The organism is Desulfosporosinus youngiae DSM 17734, from assembly GCF_000244895.1.
GTDB lineage: Bacteria > Bacillota > Desulfitobacteriia > Desulfitobacteriales > Desulfitobacteriaceae > Desulfosporosinus > Desulfosporosinus youngiae.
Genome location: NZ_CM001441.1, coordinates 434,411 through 455,178 on the forward strand (window position 1 = coordinate 434,411; position 20,768 = coordinate 455,178).

General features: G+C 43.9%; 18 protein-coding genes and 1 riboswitch. Of the genes, 10 read left to right on the forward strand and 8 right to left on the reverse strand.

Annotated features, from left to right (window positions below; genetic code table 11):
• Positions 1–165 precede the first annotated feature (165 nt).
• The 3 genes from DESYODRAFT_RS02125 (at position 166) to DESYODRAFT_RS02135 (ending at position 3,713) form a co-directional block, all read left to right on the forward strand.
• Complete coding sequence (locus DESYODRAFT_RS02125; protein WP_007778818.1) at positions 166–864, forward strand: DUF1638 domain-containing protein; 699 nt, start codon at positions 166–168, stop codon at positions 862–864.
• Between the two features lie 39 nt (positions 865–903).
• Entirely contained in the window at positions 904–1,581 is a 678-nt protein-coding gene (locus DESYODRAFT_RS02130; RefSeq protein WP_007778821.1) for a DUF1638 domain-containing protein, read from the forward strand.
• A 164-nt stretch (positions 1,582–1,745) separates the two neighbouring features.
• Positions 1,746–3,713, forward strand: coding sequence for a glycine betaine ABC transporter substrate-binding protein (locus DESYODRAFT_RS02135; RefSeq protein WP_157137098.1), 1,968 nt, complete (start codon positions 1,746–1,748; stop codon positions 3,711–3,713).
• 899 nt (positions 3,714–4,612) lie between these two features.
• On the opposite strand, the gene DESYODRAFT_RS02145 is transcribed toward DESYODRAFT_RS02135, so the two are convergent.
• The 3 genes from DESYODRAFT_RS02145 to DESYODRAFT_RS02155 all read right to left on the reverse strand — a co-directional run bounded on the left by DESYODRAFT_RS02145 (position 4,613) and on the right by DESYODRAFT_RS02155 (position 7,173).
• On the reverse strand, positions 4,613–5,272 hold the full coding sequence (locus DESYODRAFT_RS02145) for a corrinoid protein (RefSeq protein WP_007778827.1): 660 nt from the start codon (positions 5,270–5,272) through the stop codon (positions 4,613–4,615).
• Between the two features lie 11 nt (positions 5,273–5,283).
• Entirely contained in the window at positions 5,284–6,555 is a 1,272-nt protein-coding gene (locus DESYODRAFT_RS02150) for a PocR ligand-binding domain-containing protein (protein WP_007778829.1), read from the reverse strand.
• A 270-nt stretch (positions 6,556–6,825) separates the two neighbouring features.
• Entirely contained in the window at positions 6,826–7,173 is a 348-nt protein-coding gene (locus tag DESYODRAFT_RS02155; RefSeq protein ID WP_007778832.1) for a YggT family protein, read from the reverse strand.
• 251 nt (positions 7,174–7,424) lie between these two features.
• On the opposite strand from DESYODRAFT_RS02155, the gene cooS reads away from it, so the two are divergent.
• Both cooS and DESYODRAFT_RS02165 read left to right on the forward strand, forming a co-directional pair.
• On the forward strand, positions 7,425–9,356 hold the full coding sequence (gene cooS, locus DESYODRAFT_RS02160) for an anaerobic carbon-monoxide dehydrogenase catalytic subunit (protein WP_007778835.1): 1,932 nt from the start codon (positions 7,425–7,427) through the stop codon (positions 9,354–9,356).
• Between the two features lie 204 nt (positions 9,357–9,560).
• On the forward strand, positions 9,561–11,231 hold the full coding sequence (locus DESYODRAFT_RS02165; protein ID WP_007778837.1) for a formate--tetrahydrofolate ligase: 1,671 nt from the start codon (positions 9,561–9,563) through the stop codon (positions 11,229–11,231).
• Positions 11,232–11,317: 86 nt separating this feature from the next.
• On the opposite strand, the gene metA is transcribed toward DESYODRAFT_RS02165, so the two are convergent.
• Together metA and DESYODRAFT_RS02175 are read right to left on the reverse strand one after the other, a co-directional pair.
• The gene (gene metA, locus DESYODRAFT_RS02170) at positions 11,318–12,241 is read right to left on the reverse strand and encodes a homoserine O-acetyltransferase MetA (RefSeq protein WP_007778840.1); all 924 of its coding nucleotides are present in this window, start codon (positions 12,239–12,241) and stop codon (positions 11,318–11,320) included.
• Between the two features lie 70 nt (positions 12,242–12,311).
• Positions 12,312–13,604 carry a homocysteine synthase gene (locus DESYODRAFT_RS02175; protein ID WP_007778842.1) on the reverse strand — a complete coding sequence of 431 codons (1,293 nt, stop codon included), beginning with the start codon at positions 13,602–13,604 and terminating at the stop codon, positions 12,312–12,314.
• Between the two features lie 131 nt (positions 13,605–13,735).
• Positions 13,736–13,842: riboswitch (SAM riboswitch) on the reverse strand.
• A gap of 286 nt (positions 13,843–14,128) precedes the next feature.
• Between DESYODRAFT_RS02175 and DESYODRAFT_RS02180 the strand changes: the two genes are divergently transcribed.
• Positions 14,129–15,052, forward strand: coding sequence for a LysR family transcriptional regulator (locus DESYODRAFT_RS02180; protein WP_042339247.1), 924 nt, complete (start codon positions 14,129–14,131; stop codon positions 15,050–15,052).
• 99 nt (positions 15,053–15,151) lie between these two features.
• Here the strand turns inward: DESYODRAFT_RS02180 and DESYODRAFT_RS02185 are convergent, their stop codons facing one another.
• The gene (locus tag DESYODRAFT_RS02185; RefSeq protein WP_007778847.1) at positions 15,152–15,544 is read right to left on the reverse strand and encodes a YueI family protein; all 393 of its coding nucleotides are present in this window, start codon (positions 15,542–15,544) and stop codon (positions 15,152–15,154) included.
• A gap of 187 nt (positions 15,545–15,731) precedes the next feature.
• On the reverse strand, positions 15,732–16,202 hold the full coding sequence (locus DESYODRAFT_RS02190) for an HAD family hydrolase (protein WP_007778850.1): 471 nt from the start codon (positions 16,200–16,202) through the stop codon (positions 15,732–15,734).
• A gap of 788 nt (positions 16,203–16,990) precedes the next feature.
• On the opposite strand from DESYODRAFT_RS02190, the gene DESYODRAFT_RS26870 reads away from it, so the two are divergent.
• The 4 genes from DESYODRAFT_RS26870 to DESYODRAFT_RS02210 all read left to right on the forward strand — a co-directional run bounded on the left by DESYODRAFT_RS26870 (position 16,991) and on the right by DESYODRAFT_RS02210 (position 19,311).
• The gene (locus tag DESYODRAFT_RS26870) at positions 16,991–17,227 is read left to right on the forward strand and encodes a DUF3102 domain-containing protein (RefSeq protein ID WP_242833649.1); all 237 of its coding nucleotides are present in this window, start codon (positions 16,991–16,993) and stop codon (positions 17,225–17,227) included.
• A gap of 79 nt (positions 17,228–17,306) precedes the next feature.
• On the forward strand, positions 17,307–17,837 hold the full coding sequence (locus tag DESYODRAFT_RS02200) for a DUF2179 domain-containing protein (protein ID WP_207636375.1): 531 nt from the start codon (positions 17,307–17,309) through the stop codon (positions 17,835–17,837).
• Between the two features lie 415 nt (positions 17,838–18,252).
• Positions 18,253–18,681: a universal stress protein gene (locus DESYODRAFT_RS02205; protein ID WP_007778854.1), complete on the forward strand. Its 429-nt coding sequence runs from the start codon at positions 18,253–18,255 to the stop codon at positions 18,679–18,681.
• Positions 18,682–18,882: 201 nt separating this feature from the next.
• Positions 18,883–19,311 carry a universal stress protein gene (locus DESYODRAFT_RS02210; RefSeq protein ID WP_007778856.1) on the forward strand — a complete coding sequence of 143 codons (429 nt, stop codon included), beginning with the start codon at positions 18,883–18,885 and terminating at the stop codon, positions 19,309–19,311.
• 875 nt (positions 19,312–20,186) lie between these two features.
• Here the strand turns inward: DESYODRAFT_RS02210 and DESYODRAFT_RS02215 are convergent.
• On the reverse strand, positions 20,187–20,687 hold the full coding sequence (locus tag DESYODRAFT_RS02215) for a hypothetical protein (RefSeq protein ID WP_007778858.1): 501 nt from the start codon (positions 20,685–20,687) through the stop codon (positions 20,187–20,189).
• Positions 20,688–20,768 lie beyond the last annotated feature (81 nt).

The following is a 20,768-nucleotide window of genomic DNA, read 5'->3' on the forward strand; positions in this document are numbered from 1 at the left end:
TCTCGTTTTCACCCTCTGCTGGTGCTGCAACAGTGGCATGGGATCTACTTCACGAATAATCAATACTAAGACAACACTAAGACCTAAAAAAGAACGCCCAAGTTAAAAAGACTTGGGTGTTCTTTCATACAATTTGAATAAACAGTGCCGGGGAGGTAGGATTTGGTGGATAAAGATATAAAACTTATTATTGCTTGTGAGGCCTTCAAAGGTGAGCTGGAAGCCTTTAAAGATTCCATTACAGTCGATATTTTATGGATTGAGCAAGCTTTGCATAACCTCCCGGATACGCTGCATGAAAAAGTTCTGGAAAAGATTCAGGATGCCGAGACCTATTTGAATCCTGGGGATATGGTCCTCTTATTCCTGGGGAACTGTGGAGGGGCTCTAAAAGGGATCTCTTCTCAAACCCTGACGCTTATCTATCCCAATGTCGATGATTGCATCCCGGTGATTTTAGGATCTATGGAAAGGTATAAGGCCATTCAGGCGGAAAGAATAGGAACGTTTTATCTCAACAAAAACTGGATTGATGCCGGGGAAGATCCTTTGAATTCCAGTAAGAAATACATTGAAATGTATGGAGAGAAGAAGGGCTGGAAGGTTTCTAAGCTGATGTATAAAAACTATACTCATTTTACCTTGATTGATAATGGCTGCTACGAACTTGACAAATATCGTCTGCATGTGCATGAAGCATGTGAAAAATACGGTAAAATATATTCCGAGGAAAAAGGGGATCTTAAATTTGTAGAGGCAATTCTTAACAGACAGTGCAACATGGTGACTGTACTTCAGAACTCCCAAAGCGATGATCTTAAAGAGACCTACCAAAGCAGAAAGGCCTTTTTTCCGGAGACTTAAAAATCATAGGGTTTTCAAGTGTTATGGAGGATGATACAGATGAAGATTAAGTTAATTGGCTGCCATTCGACCATGAATGAAGTCCGTGCTCAAGTGTCCGGTCAAGGGATTGATTGTGAATTCTTAGATTACAGTTTTCATGCTCAGCCTGAGAAGTTACATGCTAAACTCCAGGAGATAATCAATGAAAGTCAAGCTTATGATTTAATCATTCTGACCTACGGACGGTGTTCCAATTCCATGGTTGGTTTGCTCTCTCCCCATGTGCCGCTCTTATTTCCGGCGACACACGACTGTATAGGCCTTATGTTAGGTTCGACAACCAGGCATATGGAATTATTTAAGGAGAATTCTCTTACCTATTATTTCAGCCAGGGATGGTTGGACTATGGGCGTACTCCTTTGGCAGAGTACTACGAATATGAGACACAGTTTGGGGAGAAGAAAGCGCGTAAACTGATCAAGATGTTGTATGGAAGATATCAAAAGGCTGTCTTTATAAAAACACCTGGCATTAACGACCCTGAACGATATCAAAAGAAAGTTCGGGAAATTGCGGATTTCTTTGGCTGGGAGGTTGGAGAAATCGAGGGGGATATAAGTCTTCTCAGCTCAGTTGTCAGAGGAATTAAGGTACCGGAATCCATCTATATCGAGGCAGGGCAAGTAATTACTTTAGAACTATTAGCCGGAGGACGGCAGAAAAACAACGATTAACCCAAATCGAGTTGTTAAAAGGTGAAGGCGGGCGGAGATCTTTGCTTCCTAAGCTGAAAGCCCATAGTAGCTTAAAAATAGGCTGGTTCCTGATATTGATCAGAAAAAATTAAGACAGTAGGAAATTTAGCCCATGAGGGGCGATGCTTCGGGGAGTGAGAATTATGAAGGCAAGAAGATTAACATTTATTTCGCTGGTATGCATCATACTAAACTTGATATTCTTTTCCTTAATAAGAACGTATCAGGATCTTAGCCTTCTAATATTTGTAGTTACACAACTTCTGATTGTGATTACAATAGTTGTTGGATATGGAACATCATTTAGGCATAATAAAACCGATAACGGCCTAAAAGTTATCGATGATTTGATAAACGGAAATCTTGCAAATGCTGAACGGACTATCAATGAGGGTGAACTTGAAAGGAAACTGGCTGAATACCTGAGTGATATAAGACGTGTGATATCAGAAATATATGGTGTTGCAAGAATTGCCAGTAGTACAGGAATTTACTTAACCAAAGATATTAATAATATATCCCAAGCTACCGATAATATTGCGAGTACCGTAAATTATATGGCACAGGGGAATTCTGAAGTTGCAAATTCAGTAGTGAAGGCCTCCGAAAACATGACAAAGATATATCACTATGTGGCAGGCCTGAAAGATCAGATAGACTTAATAAACGAAAGCTCAAAGACGACAATGCATACAGTTGACGAGGGGAATAATGCTTTAAAAATACAAGGCCAAACCTTAATTGAAACTATCGAATCCTTTAAGAAGGCTGGCAGTGTTATCAGCGACCTGAAAAAGATGGCCTTTGAGATCAATTCAATTGTTGATACTATTTCCAATATATCAAGCCAGATAAACCTGCTTGCGTTAAATGCCGCTATTGAAGCAGCACGTGCAGGTGAAGCTGGCAGAGGCTTTACTGTAGTTGCAAGTGAAGTAAAAAAACTGGCCGAAGAATCTAATAGCGCTGCCACAAAAGTAAGAGGGTTAATTCAAAATGTAACCATTGGCATTGATAAATCCGTAGAAGTGATAAATATCAATAATATTGCCGTAACAGAGCAAGAAATACATTTAAAAAATACGGAAAGTGCCTTTGAGAATATTAATACAGCCATGAATACTGTTGAGGGAGAGATACATGAAATATTTGCTAAAATCAACGAACTTACTGTCTTTACAGAAAGTGTAAGTACAGATATAGAAAGCATATCGTCAGTATGTGAAGAATCGGCCGCCAGTTCGGAAGAGATTAGTGCAACTATGCTTGATAATGCTAATTCCATGGGTAATATAACGGAAAGATTCAGTGAATTAACAAAGAAAATAGAGGTGATTTCTGATCAACTAGAAAAATACAAATATGTTAAGATCGCTTACAATGAGTACTTGGAATCAAACTTCCAACTAGAAGTGCTAAAAGAAATGATAAAACAAAAACTTGGCTTAGCCGCCGAAGGGATACTGGTGAATAACCAGGAAATATTCAGAATGGTGGCTGAAGGCAAAGCGGATTTTTCCACTGCACCAATGCTGCCTTCCTGTGAGGGCTTAGAAATAGAGTATAGGGGCCGGTTGGAGAACTTAGGTTCTAACTTGGATGGGTGTAAATTGGGTTTAATCGTTCCATCATATGTTGAGATTAATAGTATAAGCGAAATGAAAGGCAGTGCGCCTAGATTCAAAAACAAGATATATTCCCTTCAAAGGCGTACAAATCTGGGGCGAATGGCCGGAGAGGCCCTGGAATCTTACGAAATATATGGCTATACCATAGAATATGATGAGGAAAATATCATGTTGGAAGCCTTGCATAAAGCTATAGCGAAGAAAGAATGGATTATAATTACAGGCTGGCAGCCCCATTATATGTTTAGTGTATATGATTTGAAATATCTTCAAGACCCCAAAAAGGTATTTGGCAGTGAAGATCATTGTGCTACCTTAGTTAAACAAGGGTTAAAAGAAGAAAACATGGAATTATATCAGCTGATTAAGGATTTCAAACTGGATATGACGGCCGTAAATAAGGCATTATGGGAAATAAATAAAGGAACAAGTATTAAGGATGCAGCTCAAAGCTATTTGAATTCCCTGACAAAGAAAGATTAAAAAAGGGATTAAAGAGTATAGAAAGAACTACTCTCGCGGGAAGAGTAGTTCTTTTTGGTTAATAAGAATACAATCTTATATCTATTTTGAAGAAGAAGACTCTCATTTTTATCCTCTGCTGGTGCCGCAGTAGCGGCATGGCAGGCTTACTCTGAAAAAAGCCTCCTGGGTTAGACAGGAGGTCGGTTCTACTGCCTGGCTCTGGGGCGGAGCGCTTTTCAGATGTGTTAACCCGTGCGAAGACGGTGTCTTCGGTCTGCACGCGTCTGCGAGTTCCGCCGCTGGCTCGCTGGACGGTTCGCGAGCGCGTCCGAACCTCCTGGGTATTTCTGGCCGCATGCTATGCCATCCATGGCGCATGCGGCACTAGGAACATCGTGTTCCGTCGCATGTGAACCTGCGGCGCGCTACGGGGACGCGAACCGTCTGCGCTCGCCTTAGCGCGGCTCCACTGACGCATCCGCTTAGCAGACAAGCGCTCCTTCAGCCAGTTTGTTGGGAATGTAAGCAGAACTTTGGGGGGAGGCTGGTAAGGCTTCGTGGAATCTTTTTCATCTTCTGATGGTGCTGCGGCAGCAGCATAGGCGGCTACCCTGAAAAACCTCAAAGACATGCAGAAAAATCCCCAAACCCGCAAGCAGGGCAGATTCGTCCACAGAAGCGAACCCATTGCATGGAGAGGCGGTAAAAGCCCACAAGACGGTGCGGGGAGACGGAGCCACGGGTTCACATCAGGTATTACCCGGAGGTTTGGCGAAGTCCCGCACCGGCGAGTAGGCGAGCCTCGGAGTGCTGCGGTAAGCGGATGTGGGCGAAGCTGACCGACCCGAGCGACCCCATTTTCATCCTCTACTGGTGCTGCGGCAGTGGCATGGGTGTCTACTCCGAAAAAAGCTTATTTATGAGCCGATCCGTTTTGACCCCAATAATTTGGTTAAGTTCTCCTTTAAAAATCCGTAAAATTCAAAAGCATCTTCAAAGGTATAGTCTGCTCCAATTTCCTTGGCAAAAGCATCCGTTATCGGCGCTCCGCCGACGATTATTTTAATCCCGCTGCGCAATCCTTGAGCTTCCAATTCGGCAATCACATCTTTCATAACCGACATGGTTGTGGTTAATAAGGCCGAGATCATTAAAATATTAGGTTTTTCCTTGCGGACGGCACTGGCAAATTTCTTAGGGGTAACATTTACCCCAAGATCAATAACTTTGGCCCCCGTCGACATGGCCATGGTTTTGACAATACCCAGTCCAATATCGTGTAAGTCCCCGGCAACTGTCCCCAACACTATTTTGCCCAGCCCTTTTTTGGCCGGTGCAGTTAGAATTGGCTCAATGACAGAAAGGCCTGCATGCATTGAATGAGTTGCCATCAGAACCTCCGGAACATTAACTTTTTCGGAGCGGTATTTATCAGCAATGAAATTTATACCGGTAATCAGTCCTTTTTCAAGAATGGAAGTCGCAGAATATCCTTGAGCTAAAGCTTGTTTACATAAATCGATTGTATCCTCAGATTCACCTTCAGCTATGGATTGGATAATATCGTCAAATATCAATTGAATCGCCCCTAAAATAAGCTATTTTTGTAGACCAAAGGAGTTACACCGATATATTTTCGGAAGATTTCAGCGAAATAACTTTGGTTTTTAAAGCCTACTGCTTTAGATACTTGTTCGACGCTAAATTCCGGCTTTTTCATCAGTTCTACCGCTTTTTCAACACGAACTCTGGTTAGGTAGTCGTTAAAGGTGCAATCTAATTCCAATCGGAATAGACGGGACAGGTGGGAGGGACTAATAAACAGATGATCGGCGGTTGCTTTTAGTGTCAGCGGTTTGTGGTAATTTTCCATAATGAAGTTTCGGGCGTTATTGACCAAACTAAGATGCTTTTTGTCAGCGAGTTTGAAAATTCCATCGAGGAACTCTTCTATGAGTTTATGGACTTTAAAAAAGAATTCTTCTATGCGTTCGATGCGGTTAACCTCATTGTTAAAATCCTGAAGTTTAACCATAGCCTGTTCGGCATCAGCTCCCCCTTCGACGGCCGCTCTCGATGAGAGTGCAGCTAATTCAAGCACGCGGCTTTTTATAGTAGTTTTATCCCCGGCAGTTTTAGTTAAGAGGTCAGTCAGTAGGTTTTTCAAAGTACTCTCGGCCCTGGTTTTATCACCAAGCCGTATATAGCTTAAAAAACGCCGTTCATTCTTAAGATAGGTTGCATAGTCTGTAAACTCGGTGAGGTTTTTCTTTTTTCTGTTTTCGAGATCAGCTTTTATTTGCAGACGTTGTAAATGATAGGCATTTTCCTCCTCCATAATATGAAGGTTTCTTTTTACCAGATGATTTACAACAACAAAGAGCATATCTGCCGCAGCTTGAGATTGTTCAGGAGAGGTGATGGAAAGGCTGTTCACTTTTTGCTTTAATGTATCAAAATCCAGATTAGAATGGCTCTTTTTTAACTGGCGAAGAAAAAACTCATCCGGTTTCCATAATAACACTTGCCCGCAAATAATACTCCCTAAAAATACATTATCTATAATAATAGGAACAGCCCAGATCACAACTCCGGCATGGCAACGGAAGAAATAGGGTTCATTCCATTTGGCGGCTTCTAAGGTTGCTTCTTTATAAGATTCGATACACTTCTTTTCCTCTTTGCTATTACTGCGGATGAACTGACAAAAATCGCTTCTGCTTTGGTTACCCAATATGGTCAGTGTTTCTCCCTTTCTATTGACGGCTTCAATCCGTAAGCCTGTAGCCTTAGAGAAACTAGCGAGTATTTCTTCCAAGTATTTAGGATCGAGGAATTTTTCAATAGTTTCTTTAGACATAGTGGTCTCCTCAATTTGTAGTTAAATGTAATAGTATTCGAAAATAAAACATAGAATATTTAGTTTTATTTATTATTTCGATATAAGATCTGTAATTCCTTTAGATTATGCGATTTTTATACAAACTAAAAATTATCAACGTATTTTTCCAGAGCTAAAAGCTGAGAAACATGTGTAAGGTTGAAGCCCGTAACAGGTCTTCCGTCACGGGCTTCTTTAAGCAATATTCAGTCTCATAAGGTACGGTTCAAAGAGGCAAAATCCTATGGTCTAATGAATTCCTGTTGTCTGATGGGGCCTGCTGATTTCAATTAACTTAACGATACCCCAAGCCAGAACGGCATATACAATCATAGCAATAATGGTTGTCGGCTCTAAAACTGACTGGGCTTCAATCCCTTTTGTGACAGCCGCTCGAAAAATGCCGTTAAAAGGAGCTAAAAATGCTTGTGAGACAGAATAGATGAAGGACACAAAGGGGCTTTGAGGATTGGCGCCCAGAAGTTTGAACACAAGACGGAAGGCCAATAATACTTCTAAAACACCCAAAATATAGTAAACAATATTCTTTGCTTTCAACGTTTGCTGGTGAGTTTTTGGATCCGTAATTTCGTTCATTGAAATCCCTCCATAACTGAATTTTAAGTTATCTTTCCAAATTTCATAACGAACTATTACAGCTTAAGTCGATCATAAGTTGGTTTCCGATTAATCCTTCCCAAAATTAGTGCCGAACATCGGATATTCGGCGGGAGATTTTTCATAGGTGATTTAGTCTAAAACCTTAGAGTGAAGCCGGAACGGTATGTACATATTTCTCATTGCAGATGAGCAAACTTTCTTATAGTAATTACTAAAGGGGGATGGAAATGTCTGAAACCATACTGGAAAAGACAGAAGGTCGAGTAAGTTATCATGACTCTGTAGAAGAAATGTTAGGAAGAATCAGGGAAGACGGGATGTCCAATTCCTTTGACCGTTGGACTGAGCAGGAGAAGATTCGCTGTAAGTTTTGTCTTCAAGGGTTAACTTGTCAACAGTGTGCTCAAGGTCCTTGCCGAATTAGTGAGAAGAGCGGGCAGGATAAAGGGGTTTGCGGAATCGGACCTGATGCTATGGCTATGAGAAAGCTGCTTCTGCAAAATATTATGGGAGCAGGAACCTATAGCCATCATGCTTATGAAGCCTTCAGAACCCTTAAAGCGACTGGAGAAGGAAAAACTCCATTTAAAATTACGGATGTCAATAAACTTAAATGGATGTGTGAAAAACTTGGACTCGATACGAATCAGGATACTAACCAGATGGCCATACAATTAGCGGATCTGCTGAATGCTCAAATGAACATTGGCGTAGAAGAACCGAACCTCATGGTAGAAGCCTTTGCTCCGAAGAAACGAAAAAAGGTCTGGAAGGATCTACATATTTATCCGGCAGGAGCTGTTCATGAAGAGCAAAACGCTGTAGCGAGCTGCTTAACCAATGTGGATGGAGATTATGTCTCCTTGGCTCTTAAAGCCTTGCGCTTAGGACTGTCTACCATCTATAATGCCCAAATTGGCTTGGAAATGACTCAGGATATTTTATTTGGCACGCCTAAGCCACATGAAGTCAATGTGGATCTGGGGATCTTGGACCCGGATTATATTAATATCGTGTTTAATGGTCACCAACCCTGGCCTGGCGTTGCAACCATTCAAAAAGCTAAAATCGCTGAAGTCCAAGAGCGGGCCAAAGCGGCTGGGGCGAAAGGGCTGAGAATTGTCGGTTCTATTGAAACGGGACAAGAATTGGTTCAGAGATTTCCCGTTGATGATGTTTTTGTAGGTTTAATGGGGAACTGGCTGACCATTGAGCCTTTGCTGGCGACCGGAGCGGTGGATGTCCTGGCTATGGATGAGAACTGTTCGCCGCCCGCTATCGATATGTACGCTGAGCAATACCAAATAACTCTGGTTGCAGTCAGCACAATCATTGGTCTGCCGGGACTTCAGCATAAGATTCCCTATCATCCGGCTGAAACGGATGCTATGGCAGACCGGCTTATTGAGCTGGGTATTGAAAACTTTAAGAAGAGAAAAGGGAAGATAACTCCAAAGGTCCCTCAAATTACCCAAAAGGCAATGGCAGGATTCTCCACTGAAGCAGTTCTGGAGGCTCTTGGCAACAAGCTGGACCCACTCGTCGATGTCATCTCCGCAGGAAAGATTCAAGGGGTCGTCGCCTTAGTGAGCTGCTCAACTATTAGGAATGGCCCGCAGGATTGGAACACGGTAAATCTGGCCAAAGAACTTATTAAAAGAGATATTTTGGTGGTTTCCGCGGGCTGCGGAAATCATGCCTTGGAAGTTGCGGGAATGTGCAACATGGATGCCGTTAAAATGGCGGGCAAAGGGCTAAGTGAAATATGCGGCGCTTTGAAAATTCCTCCGGTCTTAAGCTTTGGAACGTGTACTGATACCGGAAGAATATCCATGCTTGTGACAGCACTTGCCGACCATCTGGACGTTGATGTGCCTCAATTACCGATTGCAGTAACTGCTCCGGAATGGATGGAGCAGAAAGCGACGATTGACGGTGTGTTTGCCGTGGCCTATGGAGCATATACACACTTATCTCCGACTCCCTTCGTAACGGGTGCACCTCAACTGGTCAAGTTATTGACTCAAGATGTCGAAGGGCTGACCGGAGGGAAGGTCGCTCTGGGAGATGATCCCGTTGAAGTAGCCAATAATATTGAAGCCCATATTATGGCTAAACGAAAAGGGCTCGGTCTAAGCACGAACCAAGCAGCAAGGTGAACAAGAATATCGAACTAAGGGAGATGATTAGCTCATCTCTCTTAGTTCGTCGTCATCTATGCTTTCCAAGTTCAGTTATTTCTCTATCTGAACTAGAGGCTAAAGTAAGGATTATTGGTGCAAAAAGTACACAAACTATGAAAGAGACTTTAACAGCAGTTAGGAGTTACCTGCAAAAAAGAAACCAGAAGGGAAGTTAAGAGCATGAAAACTGATATCGAAATCGCCCAGGCAGCAGTTATGAAGCCAATCTTAGAGATTGCTAAAACCCTTGATTTGCAAGAAGATGAAGTGGAGTTATATGGCAAGTACAAAGCCAAGGTGAATTTGAGTGTTTGGAACCGCTTAAAGGATAAGCCTAATGGCAAGCTGATTTTAGTAACGGCTATCAATCCGACTCCTGCAGGAGAAGGTAAAACCACAACAACGGTGGGATTAGGGCAAGCGCTTTCCAAAATGGGCAAAAAGGCTATGATTGCGGTACGCGAACCATCCCTTGGACCTTGTTTCGGAGTTAAGGGCGGAGCGGCCGGAGGCGGGTATGCTCAAGTTGTGCCCATGGAAGATATTAATCTTCACTTTACCGGGGATTTCCATGCAATTACGTCAGCTCATAGTCTTTTAGCCGCGATGTTGGATAATAGTATTCAGCAGGGAAACCCTCTGAATATCGATCCCCGTCAAGTTGTTTTCCGTCGCGTGGTAGATATGAATGATCGGGCCCTGCGCAATATTGTTATAGGTTTGGGCGGCAAGATGGAAGGAGTTCCCCGCCAAAATGGCTATGATATTACTGTAGCCTCTGAAGTCATGGCAATCCTGTGTTTGGCCAGTGATCTAATGGATCTCAAAGAACGTTTTGGCAGGATTGTGGTAGCTTATACTTATGAAGGAAAGCCTGTAACCGCCCATGATTTAGAAGCTGAAGGGGCAATGGCACTTCTAATGAAAGACGCCATTAAACCAAATCTGGTTCAAACCTTGGAAAATACGCCGGTATTTATTCATGGCGGCCCATTTGCGAATATTGCCCATGGCTGCAACAGCATTATGGCAACGAAACTGGGCCTCAAGCTAGCGGATTATTTAGTTACAGAAGCCGGCTTTGGCGCCGACCTTGGAGCAGAAAAATTCTTTGATCTGAAGTGCCGCTTCGGTGGCTTGAAACCGGAGGCTGTGGTGATTGTGGCAACGGTTCGGGCCTTAAAAATGAACGGCGGGGTAGCCAAAGATCAATTGGGAAATGAAGACTTAGAGGCTTTGGCACGGGGTGTGGTCAACCTGGAGAAACATATCGAAAACATGGCCAAATTTGGGGTTCCGGCAGTTGTCGCGATTAACCGGTTCCCAACGGATACAGAAGCGGAGTTGAACCTGGTGCGGGACAGGTGTCAGCAATTAGGCGCGGAGGTAGCGCTTTCCGAAGTATTTACGCGGGGCGGAGAAGGCGGCGTGGAGCTTGCTGAAACCGTACTTTCCACACTGGAACGCAAAGTATCCAACTTCAGGGTTCTTTATGAATTAGAGCTGTCCATTGAGGAGAAAATCGGCAGAATAGCTAAAGAAATTTATGGGGCGGACGGAGTTAACTTTGATAAAACGGCTCAAGCTTCCATAAAGAAATATGTCGAGTTGGGGTATGGCAATTTGCCAATCTGCATGGCCAAAACACAATACTCTCTCACAGACGATGCCGCTCGATTAGGGCGGCCGACGGATTTCACGATCACCGTCCGGGAAGTTCGTCTTTCGGCCGGAGCGGGATTCCTGGTTGCAATTACCGGTGCAATTATGACCATGCCGGGACTGCCGAAACGGCCTGCAGCAACGAGAATGGATATTGATGCAGAAGGAAGAATCACGGGATTGTTCTAAGCAGAACTGCGAAAAGGTGCATAAAAAGAAACAAAGTTGTCCGATGTCCGGACAACTTTGTTTTTAAAGCTTGATAAACTTGTTATTCAGCGGGCACCCAGGTCATAGGGAGTTTCTTGATAGACGTAGTAATTCAGCCAGTTTTGAAAAAGAAGATTAGTATGGGAGCGCCAGTTGTGAATGGGTCTTCGGGTTGGATCATCATTTGGGAAATAGCTTTTGGGAAGAGCAATGGAAAGCCCTTTAGAGATGTCCCGGTCATATTCTTCTTTCAAGGTTAATGTATCGTATTCAGAATGTCCTGTTACAAAGACTTGTCGTCCATCCTTGGATACGACAATGTAAATGCCGGCTTCGTCCGACTCTGATAAAATCTCTAATTCAGGGTGTTTTTCAAGGTCGGAGTGCTTAATTTCCGTGTGGCGGGAATGGGGAACATAAAATTCATCGTCAAACCCTCTGAGAAGCTGCATCCCATTTAAACCGCTCTTATTAACATTGTGTTTGAAGATACCAAACATTTTCTCAGGGAGAGGGTATTTAGGAATCCCATAATGATGATAAAGACCTGCTTGTGCTCCCCAGCAAATGTGAAGTGTGGAGGTTACGTGGGTTTTTGTCCAAGCTAAGATGCTTTTAAACTCTTCCCAATAGGTGACTTCCTCAAATTCCAAGTGTTCAACCGGTGCTCCGGTTATAATCATACCGTCAAACTTTTGGTTTTCGATATCACTGAACCTTTTATAAAAGGAATCTAGGTGTTCTTGGGTTGTATTTTTAGATGTATGTGTGTCTATGCGCAAAAGCACAATATCAACTTGCAAGGGGGAATTGCCGAGCAGTCTTAAAAGCTGTGTTTCCGTGGTTTCTTTGACGGGCATGAGATTGAGAATAACGATTTTTAAAGGACGAATGTCCTGGTGAAAGGCGCGTTCTTCCCCCATCACAAAAATGTTTTCTTGATGCAGTATATCCAGAGCGGGCAGATTTTCAGGTATTTTAATGGGCACTGGCAAAACTCCTTTCCAGGTGTGAGGCTCGATGCAGGACAGATGAATTAAGTCTCGTTTGAGCTTGAGATTATGCTTGCTGGCTTGCCGCTAAAGCTTGGTCTAAATCATAGAGCAGGTCGTCAATGGTTTCGATTCCGATGGATACGCGGATCATATCCGGGGAGACTCCTGCGCCGCGTTGGGCTTCTTCATCAAGCTGTTGATGGGTGGTGCTTGCTGGATGAATAACCAAGGATTTGGCATCCCCGACGTTGGCTAAATGAGAAAATAGCTTAAGGCTGTTAATAAATCGTTTTCCCTCATTCAGACCGCCTTTAAGGCCAAAGGTGAAGATTGCGCCAGGCCCTTTAGGCAGGTATTTCTGAGCCAGTGCATGATACGGGTTTTTTTCAAGACCCGGGTAGTTAACCCAAGTGACTAAGTCATGCTGATCGAGAAACTCTGCCACCTTTTTGGCGTTTTCAACATGGCGTTCCATGCGTAAGGGGAGGGTTTCCAATCCTTGCAAGAGCAAGAACGAGTTAAACGGGGAAAGGCAAGCCCCGGTGTCGCGGAGAAGAGAGACTCTGGCTTTGGTGATATAGGCAGCATTACCACAGGCTTCTGTAAAGACAATACCATGGTAGCTGGGGTCCGGCTGACTGAGTCCGGGGAACTTGCCGTTGTTCCAGTCGAATTTTCCTGAGTCAACAATTACTCCTCCAATGGAAGTACCGTGTCCGCCAATGAATTTAGTAGCAGAATGCACTACGATGTCCGCTCCGAACTCAATAGGCCGGCATAAATAGGGGGAAGCGAAAGTATTGTCAACAATAAGCGGAAGACCGTTTTCGTGAGCAATACGGGCAATTTCCTCCAGGTCGGCAACATTGATGAGTGGATTTCCGATGGTTTCTGTGTATAAAGCTTTGGTATTTTCCGTGATTTTAGAACGGAATTCTTCCGGTTTATCAACATCAACGAAGTGGACTTTGATGCCAAGCTTAGCGAATGTATAGGCGAATAATGTGAAAGTGCCGCCGTAAAGAGAGCTGGAAGCCACAATTTCATCCCCGGCTTGGGCGATGTTTAAAAGAGCATAGGTTATGGCGGCTTGGCCGGAGGCAGTGGCAAGTGCTCCGATCCCCCCTTCGAGCAGGGCGATACGCTGCTCAAAAACGTCTTGGGTAGGATTCATGATCCGGGTGTAGATATTGCCTGGTTCTTTTAAGCCGAATAAATTGGCAGCATGATCTGTGTCGTTGAAGACGAAGGAGGATGTCTGGTAGATGGGAACGGCGCGTGAATTTGTGGCGAGATCCGGGCTTTGCCCTCCATGCAGGGAAATAGTTTCGATACCTGGTTGTCGTGTGTTAGTCATGATAAATCCTCCTAGTTTTTTTTAGTTGAGATACTGCTTGGGAAAACCGATGAGCCGGATCAAGGATGAAAAAGGTTTAAATAAAAACGACTGCTTCAAGAGAAGCAGTCGTCATGTTATTTAACGCGCTACTCTCATCTCTCAGAACCTGGGGTTCTGCTGGAATTAGCACCTCATAGCTTACGCTATCGGTTGCCGGGCATCATAGGGCCAGTCCCTCCGCCGCTCTTGATAAGAGAAAATTTGATATTCTATTGTTTTACTTGGAATATAGCTTACTATAAAACAAATTTCTATCGATGTCAACGTGAAATTCCTGCTAAATTCTGGGTGTGACAGGGGGCGAAATTTAGAGTAAATGAGCTGAATATACCCCAGGAAAACCCTACAATGATGCTGATAAGGATATTGTCTGGAAAAATGGGGAAGATTGTAAGGAATAGGACGTTGTAGAATCCCAGGAAAAGCAGTATCATTATACAAACTATGTTTGTTAAGAGATCCTAAATGAGGTGTAATCTGTGATTATAAATGATCCTTTAAAAATCTTTGTTACCATTGTTGAAAATAAGAATTCTTCTGATGCTGCAGAGGAACTTTACCTATCCCATCCTGATGTCAGTTTACAAATCCAAGGCTTAGAAGAAGAACTTGGCACAAAGTTGATTGATAACTCGTCAAACCATTTGGAGCTCACCCAATCGGGTGAGATATATTATGAATACGCTAAGCAAATTTTGCAATTGCAAGATAAGGCTAAACAGGAAATTAAGAGAATCTCAAATGTGGTCACAGGAAATTTGAGAGTGGGGGCCAGCTATACAATTGGAGAATACATTTTGCCCTTTGTAGTGGCCGAATTTGCTGCTCAATATCCGAAAGTGGAAATTGAAACCTCGATTGCTAATACGAGAGAGATAATTCGAGGGGTACAGGCTAATCACTTAGACATTGCCCTTGTGGAAGGAGAAGTTGATCATTCGGACATCCTTGTCCGCCCTTTAATGGAGGATGAAATTATTTTATTAGTACCAAATCAACATCCTTTAGCAAGACTTCCGATTGTTACGTCTGAGCACCTTCAAGACCAAGTATGGATTCTCAGAGAAAGCGGTTCCGGAACTCGTGCGTTTAGTGACAAGCTTTTCAAAGAATGGGGTATTCATGTCAGAAAGTCTTATATCTTTGGAAGTGGCCAAGCCATTAAGCAGGCTGTTACGGCTGGGTTAGGAATTGCCCTTGTCTCACGTTGGATTGTACGAAAGGAGCTCAATGCGAAAGAATTTAAGACGATCAGAATTAAGGGAAATCCCCTTACGCGTTCTTTTTACTTAATAGGACCGAAAAACCAGGAAACGTCCGAGGCCAGGGAAGTTTTTACGGAACAACTCTTAACCTTGGAGTCTGCTACATGGAGAAAGCTGAGCAAAAAGGGAATCGCAATTTAGTAGCTGGAGTTAACCAACCGTTGTAACTTGTCTTGTGAAAGGGAGACTGTTTGTGGGGAAGAGGAATAACAGTTTATCCATGATCCCCACTAGAATTATTTAAACATCAATATCTTGTATATCAACAGCATCATTACTTATTACCACTAATCCCGTCTCCCCTGTGAGCTCAGGATCATGAATTACCGTGTAGGATTTTTTCATTTTTCGGGCGAGTTTAAGGTACTTATCGGTAAACTGAGGGCTTAAGCTGCCATTTATAAGCATTCTTGAGCTTTCCCTATGACTTAAGGCTTTTTCTATTTCGGGATAGATGGATTTCTCAGCAACTTGTTTTTTGGTTAAACGCCGGATTATGCGTTCGCGGAATTCTCCAAGATAGTTGATTTTTTCGTCGCGCTTTAATTCAGGTATACCGTGGATGCCAACAGCTACTCTTTGCATAGATGGATCCATATTGGCTAAAGTATCCGTTTTATGATCGGATTTCATAAAAGACCTCCCTTTGGGTTTACTAATGACTATTTATATAATTTACCGTTATTTTAAGGATATGTATTGCGTAGACTAAGTCATTGGTTATCATAGGCAATGGCGATCTATTTCAGGCTAGAACGAGAGACATAAAGAGCCGCGCTATCTAGTATCTGGCGCGGCTCTTTATGTATTCATCTGACCTTCAGAGTCTTAAGGTGGCCTGGAGACGTTTGGTCTCCAGGAGTAAACCGAAGGCATCTTCTATCTTATGAACAACTAGATCAGCGGATAGAAGAGCTTGGGTGGAGGCACCCTCGGAGCCGATGACTGCAATGCCTAAGCGCGCATGCTGAAGCATTAATTGATCATTTGCTCCGTTTCCTATAGCTGCAACGTCTTGAGTTCCGAACTGTAAAATATAATCTGTTTTTTCCTTAACATGGTCTGTGCTTTCTAATACATGTACCTTAACGGGTAAGCCTTCACATTGCTTTACCACGCTGCCGTAAGTATCGGCAGTAAGAATATGGATTTCCAGAAAAGGAGATAAACGCTTGATATGATCCTTAACAGGTTCAAGCAGTTGCCCGTCTAAGGCTAAGGTTCCGTTGTAATCTAGGACCAGCACTTCAAGGTTCATAATTCCGCGGCCTGGAATAGCGGCTTGAATCACTGCGAGTTCCTCCTTAAATTATGTGATTTGTATATGAGAAATCATATCACTGTTGGCTGTGTATGTGTAGCCGTCCATCATTTATTGCGAAACAGAGATTTTAGCGGGTATAATTCCTGGTCCGTGGCCGGGAATTGTAGTTTGCTGTCTCTGCCTGCCCGGAGAAAAGGATAAGAATAGTTTAAGCATTATCTCAGGAGGGGAGGCCGCCGTCTGGTTTCTGTTCAAATTCGGAATCGATTCCGAATTTGAACTGCCGTGGTTGGGGCCGGGCCGCAAAAAATCAACGGCCATCGGCGGGCGGGGCATTTCCCGTCCGGCGGGCTTTAATACAGGGCGCGGATCATATAAATCGGTGGTTGTTGAATCCGATCAATTCACCGTCCCCTGACGAAATGATAGCCATTCATAATTTTCCCTTGGTTTGGATTTTGGCTGGATTTTGACTGGCCAAGCCTTGGCCGGTCTTTGTATCTTATGCATCTTGTCCGGCAGGGGTTACCCTTATTCGGGATACTTGTGACAAAATAAGGGCAAGGCTGCGAAGTGCCTATGCTCTGTCTGATGCTCTTTACGGTCTTACCCTTATTTTGTCACAAGTGAGGGCTTGAACACATAGGCTATGAGTAAGATTGTTCAAATCCGTCTTGTTTTATGGGAGCTTTTCCTCCGGAAAAGCTTATGAATAAACAGAGGAGCTCGAAAATCATGGCCAACGGATTAACTGAGCGGAGGCCGCAGATTATCGAGGCCAAATTAACAGTATTAAAGATCAGACCGGCGGAAGGCTGCTTTACAGCTCAGTCGAGACGGGACGGAGTCTGACGGAGGCTAAATCCATGGTCAATCATGGAGAATGGGGAAAGCGGCTGGACAAGCTGACCGTCGCCCAGGGCGGTTCAAATTCGGAATCGATTCCGAATTTGAGCTACACCCAGGTGATTATCTTCCTGGGAATTCCCGAAAAGGGACGGGAGTCATTTATATGCATTGTAATGACTGAAAAGCCTAAAGCCAAAAAATGATTATTTAGAAATCTTGGTAATTCGGTGACAATATGGAATTAAAGAGGTAGAATATAGGGAGCAATTCAAGCTAGCAGAACTGGAGGAAGTCATGGAGCTTATTCTTATCATCATCGGAATCAATGTAGTCTATGTGTCTCTGTATACTTTGCGTATGATTCTGGTCATAAAAGGCCAGAGAATTTTGGCAGCGATCCTTTCTTTAGGTGAAGTGCTTATTTACATTATAGGATTGGGAATTGTTTTGAAAAATCTCGATAACCCCTGGAATGTCGCAGCATATTGCATCGGTTATGGCTTAGGGGTGTATATCGGTAGTCGAATTGAGGAATATTTAGCTTTAGGTTATGTAACGGTTCAAGTGACTGTGGATTGTGTCGAAAAAGAATTGCCTTCCAAACTACGTGGTTATGGGTATGGTGTCACTTCCTGGTTAGCCGATGGTAAAGATGGGCCGCGCCTAATGATGCAGGTTTTGGCTAAGAGGAGTAATGAACGTAAGTTAAATGACATCCTTAATAAGCTTTGTCCAAAGGCTTTTGTTGTCTCCTATGAGCCGAAAAATTTCAAAGGTGGATTTTGGATCAACCGAATTCCGCCTTTTAAATGATGTCCAACGAAGCTCATACGACAGCTTTGGTATACTGCCGGAGCAATTCACAGTTGATTGGCCAAGGCCTTTAAATGCCTCAAAGTATGTCCGGAAATGGCACGCCTTCACCTTTTGAAAAGGAGGCGGTCGCCATGGTTTGTCCTGTATTAGATGACGGCCCCACTCTCTTGTGGAGCCGTTCTTTATATAGCAGGCTCAACGAGATGGATATTGCAAAGGGAGGAGTTGAATACAGGAGACTAAACTGCCTATTGAGATAAGGTTTGGCTCCACGAAGCCATGGCTTCAGAATTATTAAAAGAGTTTAATAAGAACTTTTAAAAAGTATTTATAAATAAAGAAGGATTCAAATAAGAGGGCGGAGAATATATGAAATTATAGATTGAGAAGTAATCTGATGGGAGTTGAGTTTATGTTTAAAAAAATTTTGGTAGCAACAGACGCCTCGGAGTATTCTCGTCGAGCACTAAGAACCGCTTTAGAAATAGCACGGACATTTAATGCTGAGGTGGAACTTCTATTCGTTACGTATTTAAGGGAAGCATATTGGGGCTATAATGCTGTGTATGGTATTTTAGTTCCTCAGGAACAAATTGATGAAGCCGGAGAACTCGCCTTAGAAGCGACACTTGAGGGAATCGATTTAAGTGGTATTTCCTTGACCAAGAAAAAGGAACAGGGATATCCTGCAAGTGTGATTTTAGAAGTAATTGATAAGGAAAACATAGATTTAGTTGTCATGGGGAGCCATGGTTACGGGCCTATCGCCGGTTCAGTGCTGGGAAGTGTGAGTCAGCGCGTCGTTCAGCGGGCGAAGTGCCCTGTTCTTATCGTGAAGTGAAATAGACCTTGAATAGATAAAATTAATAGTAACAATTTAGATATGAATTGACTTCATAAAGGTAAAATGCTAATCTTCAGCCATAGGCAGTTATAACCAATTTTTACAATCATTCGCCGGCGGATTTTCTAAGGCAGCGAAACTCACCGGCAGACAGACTATAGGAGTCCAATGATCTGAAAAAGTAGAGGAGGGTGAAGCATGTTTAAAAAGATATTAGTGGCAACGGATGCTTCGGAGTACTCACGTCGAGCGTTAGAAACTGCTTTAGACCTGGCCCGGAAGTTTCAAGCTAAAATTGAACTTTTGTTTGTTGCATATACTCCGGATGCGTATTGGGGCTATAACTCAGCTTATACAATAGAAGTTACCTTAGAACAAATTGAAGAAAGAGGGCAGCTTACGTTAGAACAAACCCTAAAAGGAATCGATGTTAAAGATGTCCCCTTAGAGAGAAAAATCATGCAGGGACACCCATCGACCGTAATTTTAGAAGAAATTATTAATGAGAATATTGATTTAGTGGTCATGGGAAGTCATGGCTACGGGCCAATAGCTGGAGCAGTGTTGGGCAGTGTGAGCCAGCGAGTCCTTCGCAAAGCAAAGTGCCCCGTGCTTATCGTGAAGTGAGCAAAATAATTTAGCTAAACGCAGAAATGGCTGTTGAACAAAATGTTCAACAGCCATTTCGTTGTATTGCCACCCTGAAAAAGAAGACTTCCGTTTCATCCTCTGCTGGTGCTGCGGCAGCGGCATGAAAGGCTACTCTACTATGAAAAAGCCTTCTGGGTTAGACAGGAGGTCGGTTCTACTGCCTGGCTCTGGGGCGGAGCGCTTGTCTGCACGCGTCTGCGAGTTCCGCCGCTGGCTCGCTGGACGGTTCGCGAGCGCGTCCGAACCTCTGGGTATTTCTGCATGTGAACCTGCGGCGCGCTACGGGGACGCGAACCGTCTGCGCTCGCCTTAGCGCGGCTCCACTGACGCATCCGCTTAGCAGACAAGCGCTCCTTCAGCCAGTTTGTTGGGAATGTAAGCAGAACTTTGGGGGGGGGCTGGTAAGGCTTCGTGGAATCTTTTTCATCTTCTGATGGTGCTGCGTCAGCGGCATGGGCGGCTACCCTGAAAAAAGACCCGCAAGCAGGGCAGCTTCGTCCACAGAAGCGAACCCATTGCATGGAGAGGCGGTAAAAGCCCACAAGACGGTGCGGGGAAACGGAGCCACGGGTTCACATCAGGTATTACCCGGAGGTTTGGCACGAAAGTGTCCGGTGGACAGTTTCGCCGAAGCGGCCATCTCCAAAGAAGACTTATCCGCTGAAGGTAGCTCCCGCACCGGCGAGTGGGCGAGGCTCGGAATGCTGCGGTACACGAAGACACTGTCTTCGCACGGATTACCCTTCTCGCAGACACTGTCTTCGCACGAATTAACTAATCTTGCACGGATGTGGCGAAGCTGTCCGACCCGAACGGCTCCGTTTTCATCCTCTGCTGGTGCTGTACCAGCGCTAAAACGGAAGGCCTATTCTTCGAATCAGGGCAAACCCTGCTCGTTTCGCGAGAGGAAGAAGTACTTTGCGTGCCAGCGGCAGACCAACACGCCGGGCGAGAGGAATTCCTACTTTGCGGGCCAAAGGAGGGCCAACTTGTTGCGCAATAGGAAGCCCTACTTTGCGGGCCAGGAGAGGTCCAAATTGATTCATGAGAGAAGGACCGTATTGTTTTATGAGAAGTTCAGCTTGTTGCTGCCAGGGATTAGGAGGCACTGTCTTTACAGAAGAGGGTGGAAGTTGAGGTAAAGCAGTTTGCTGCTGATTAGACGATGCGGGCTGATTTACCGGTTGGGCTATAGGTTGAGCTATAGGCTGAACTACCGGCTTAGGCATTGATTGAGAAGCCGGTCCGGAATGTTGCTGTTGCCGTACAGGTTTAGTTTCCTGGCGCTGAATTGGCGAGAACCTGTTATATTGAGTCGGGGAGTAACCCCGTTGTCCCATCAACGATTTCATGGGCAAGCCCCCTTATATAAATGTGAGTATCATTGGTTCATAATACACGGTATGCACCATATGGATTAATGTTCCACATAA

What these genes read in the sequence shown, in the direction of transcription:
- DESYODRAFT_RS02130 (WP_007778821.1), top strand. Translation starts at nt 904, where the DNA reads ATGAAGATTAAGTTAATTGGCTGCCATTCGACCATGAATGAAGTCCGT.
- DESYODRAFT_RS02135 (WP_157137098.1), top strand. Translation starts at nt 1,746, where the DNA reads ATGAAGGCAAGAAGATTAACATTTATTTCGCTGGTATGCATCATACTA.
- DESYODRAFT_RS02150 (WP_007778829.1), bottom strand. Translation starts at nt 6,555, where the DNA reads ATGTCTAAAGAAACTATTGAAAAATTCCTCGATCCTAAATACTTGGAA.
- DESYODRAFT_RS02155 (WP_007778832.1), bottom strand. Translation starts at nt 7,173, where the DNA reads ATGAACGAAATTACGGATCCAAAAACTCACCAGCAAACGTTGAAAGCA.
- cooS (WP_007778835.1), top strand. Translation starts at nt 7,425, where the DNA reads ATGTCTGAAACCATACTGGAAAAGACAGAAGGTCGAGTAAGTTATCAT.
- DESYODRAFT_RS02165 (WP_007778837.1), top strand. Translation starts at nt 9,561, where the DNA reads ATGAAAACTGATATCGAAATCGCCCAGGCAGCAGTTATGAAGCCAATC.
- DESYODRAFT_RS02175 (WP_007778842.1), bottom strand. Translation starts at nt 13,604, where the DNA reads ATGACTAACACACGACAACCAGGTATCGAAACTATTTCCCTGCATGGA.
- DESYODRAFT_RS02185 (WP_007778847.1), bottom strand. Translation starts at nt 15,544, where the DNA reads ATGAAATCCGATCATAAAACGGATACTTTAGCCAATATGGATCCATCT.
- DESYODRAFT_RS02205 (WP_007778854.1), top strand. Translation starts at nt 18,253, where the DNA reads ATGTTTAAAAAAATTTTGGTAGCAACAGACGCCTCGGAGTATTCTCGT.
- DESYODRAFT_RS02210 (WP_007778856.1), top strand. Translation starts at nt 18,883, where the DNA reads ATGTTTAAAAAGATATTAGTGGCAACGGATGCTTCGGAGTACTCACGT.
- DESYODRAFT_RS02215 (WP_007778858.1), bottom strand. Translation starts at nt 20,687, where the DNA reads ATGAAATCGTTGATGGGACAACGGGGTTACTCCCCGACTCAATATAAC.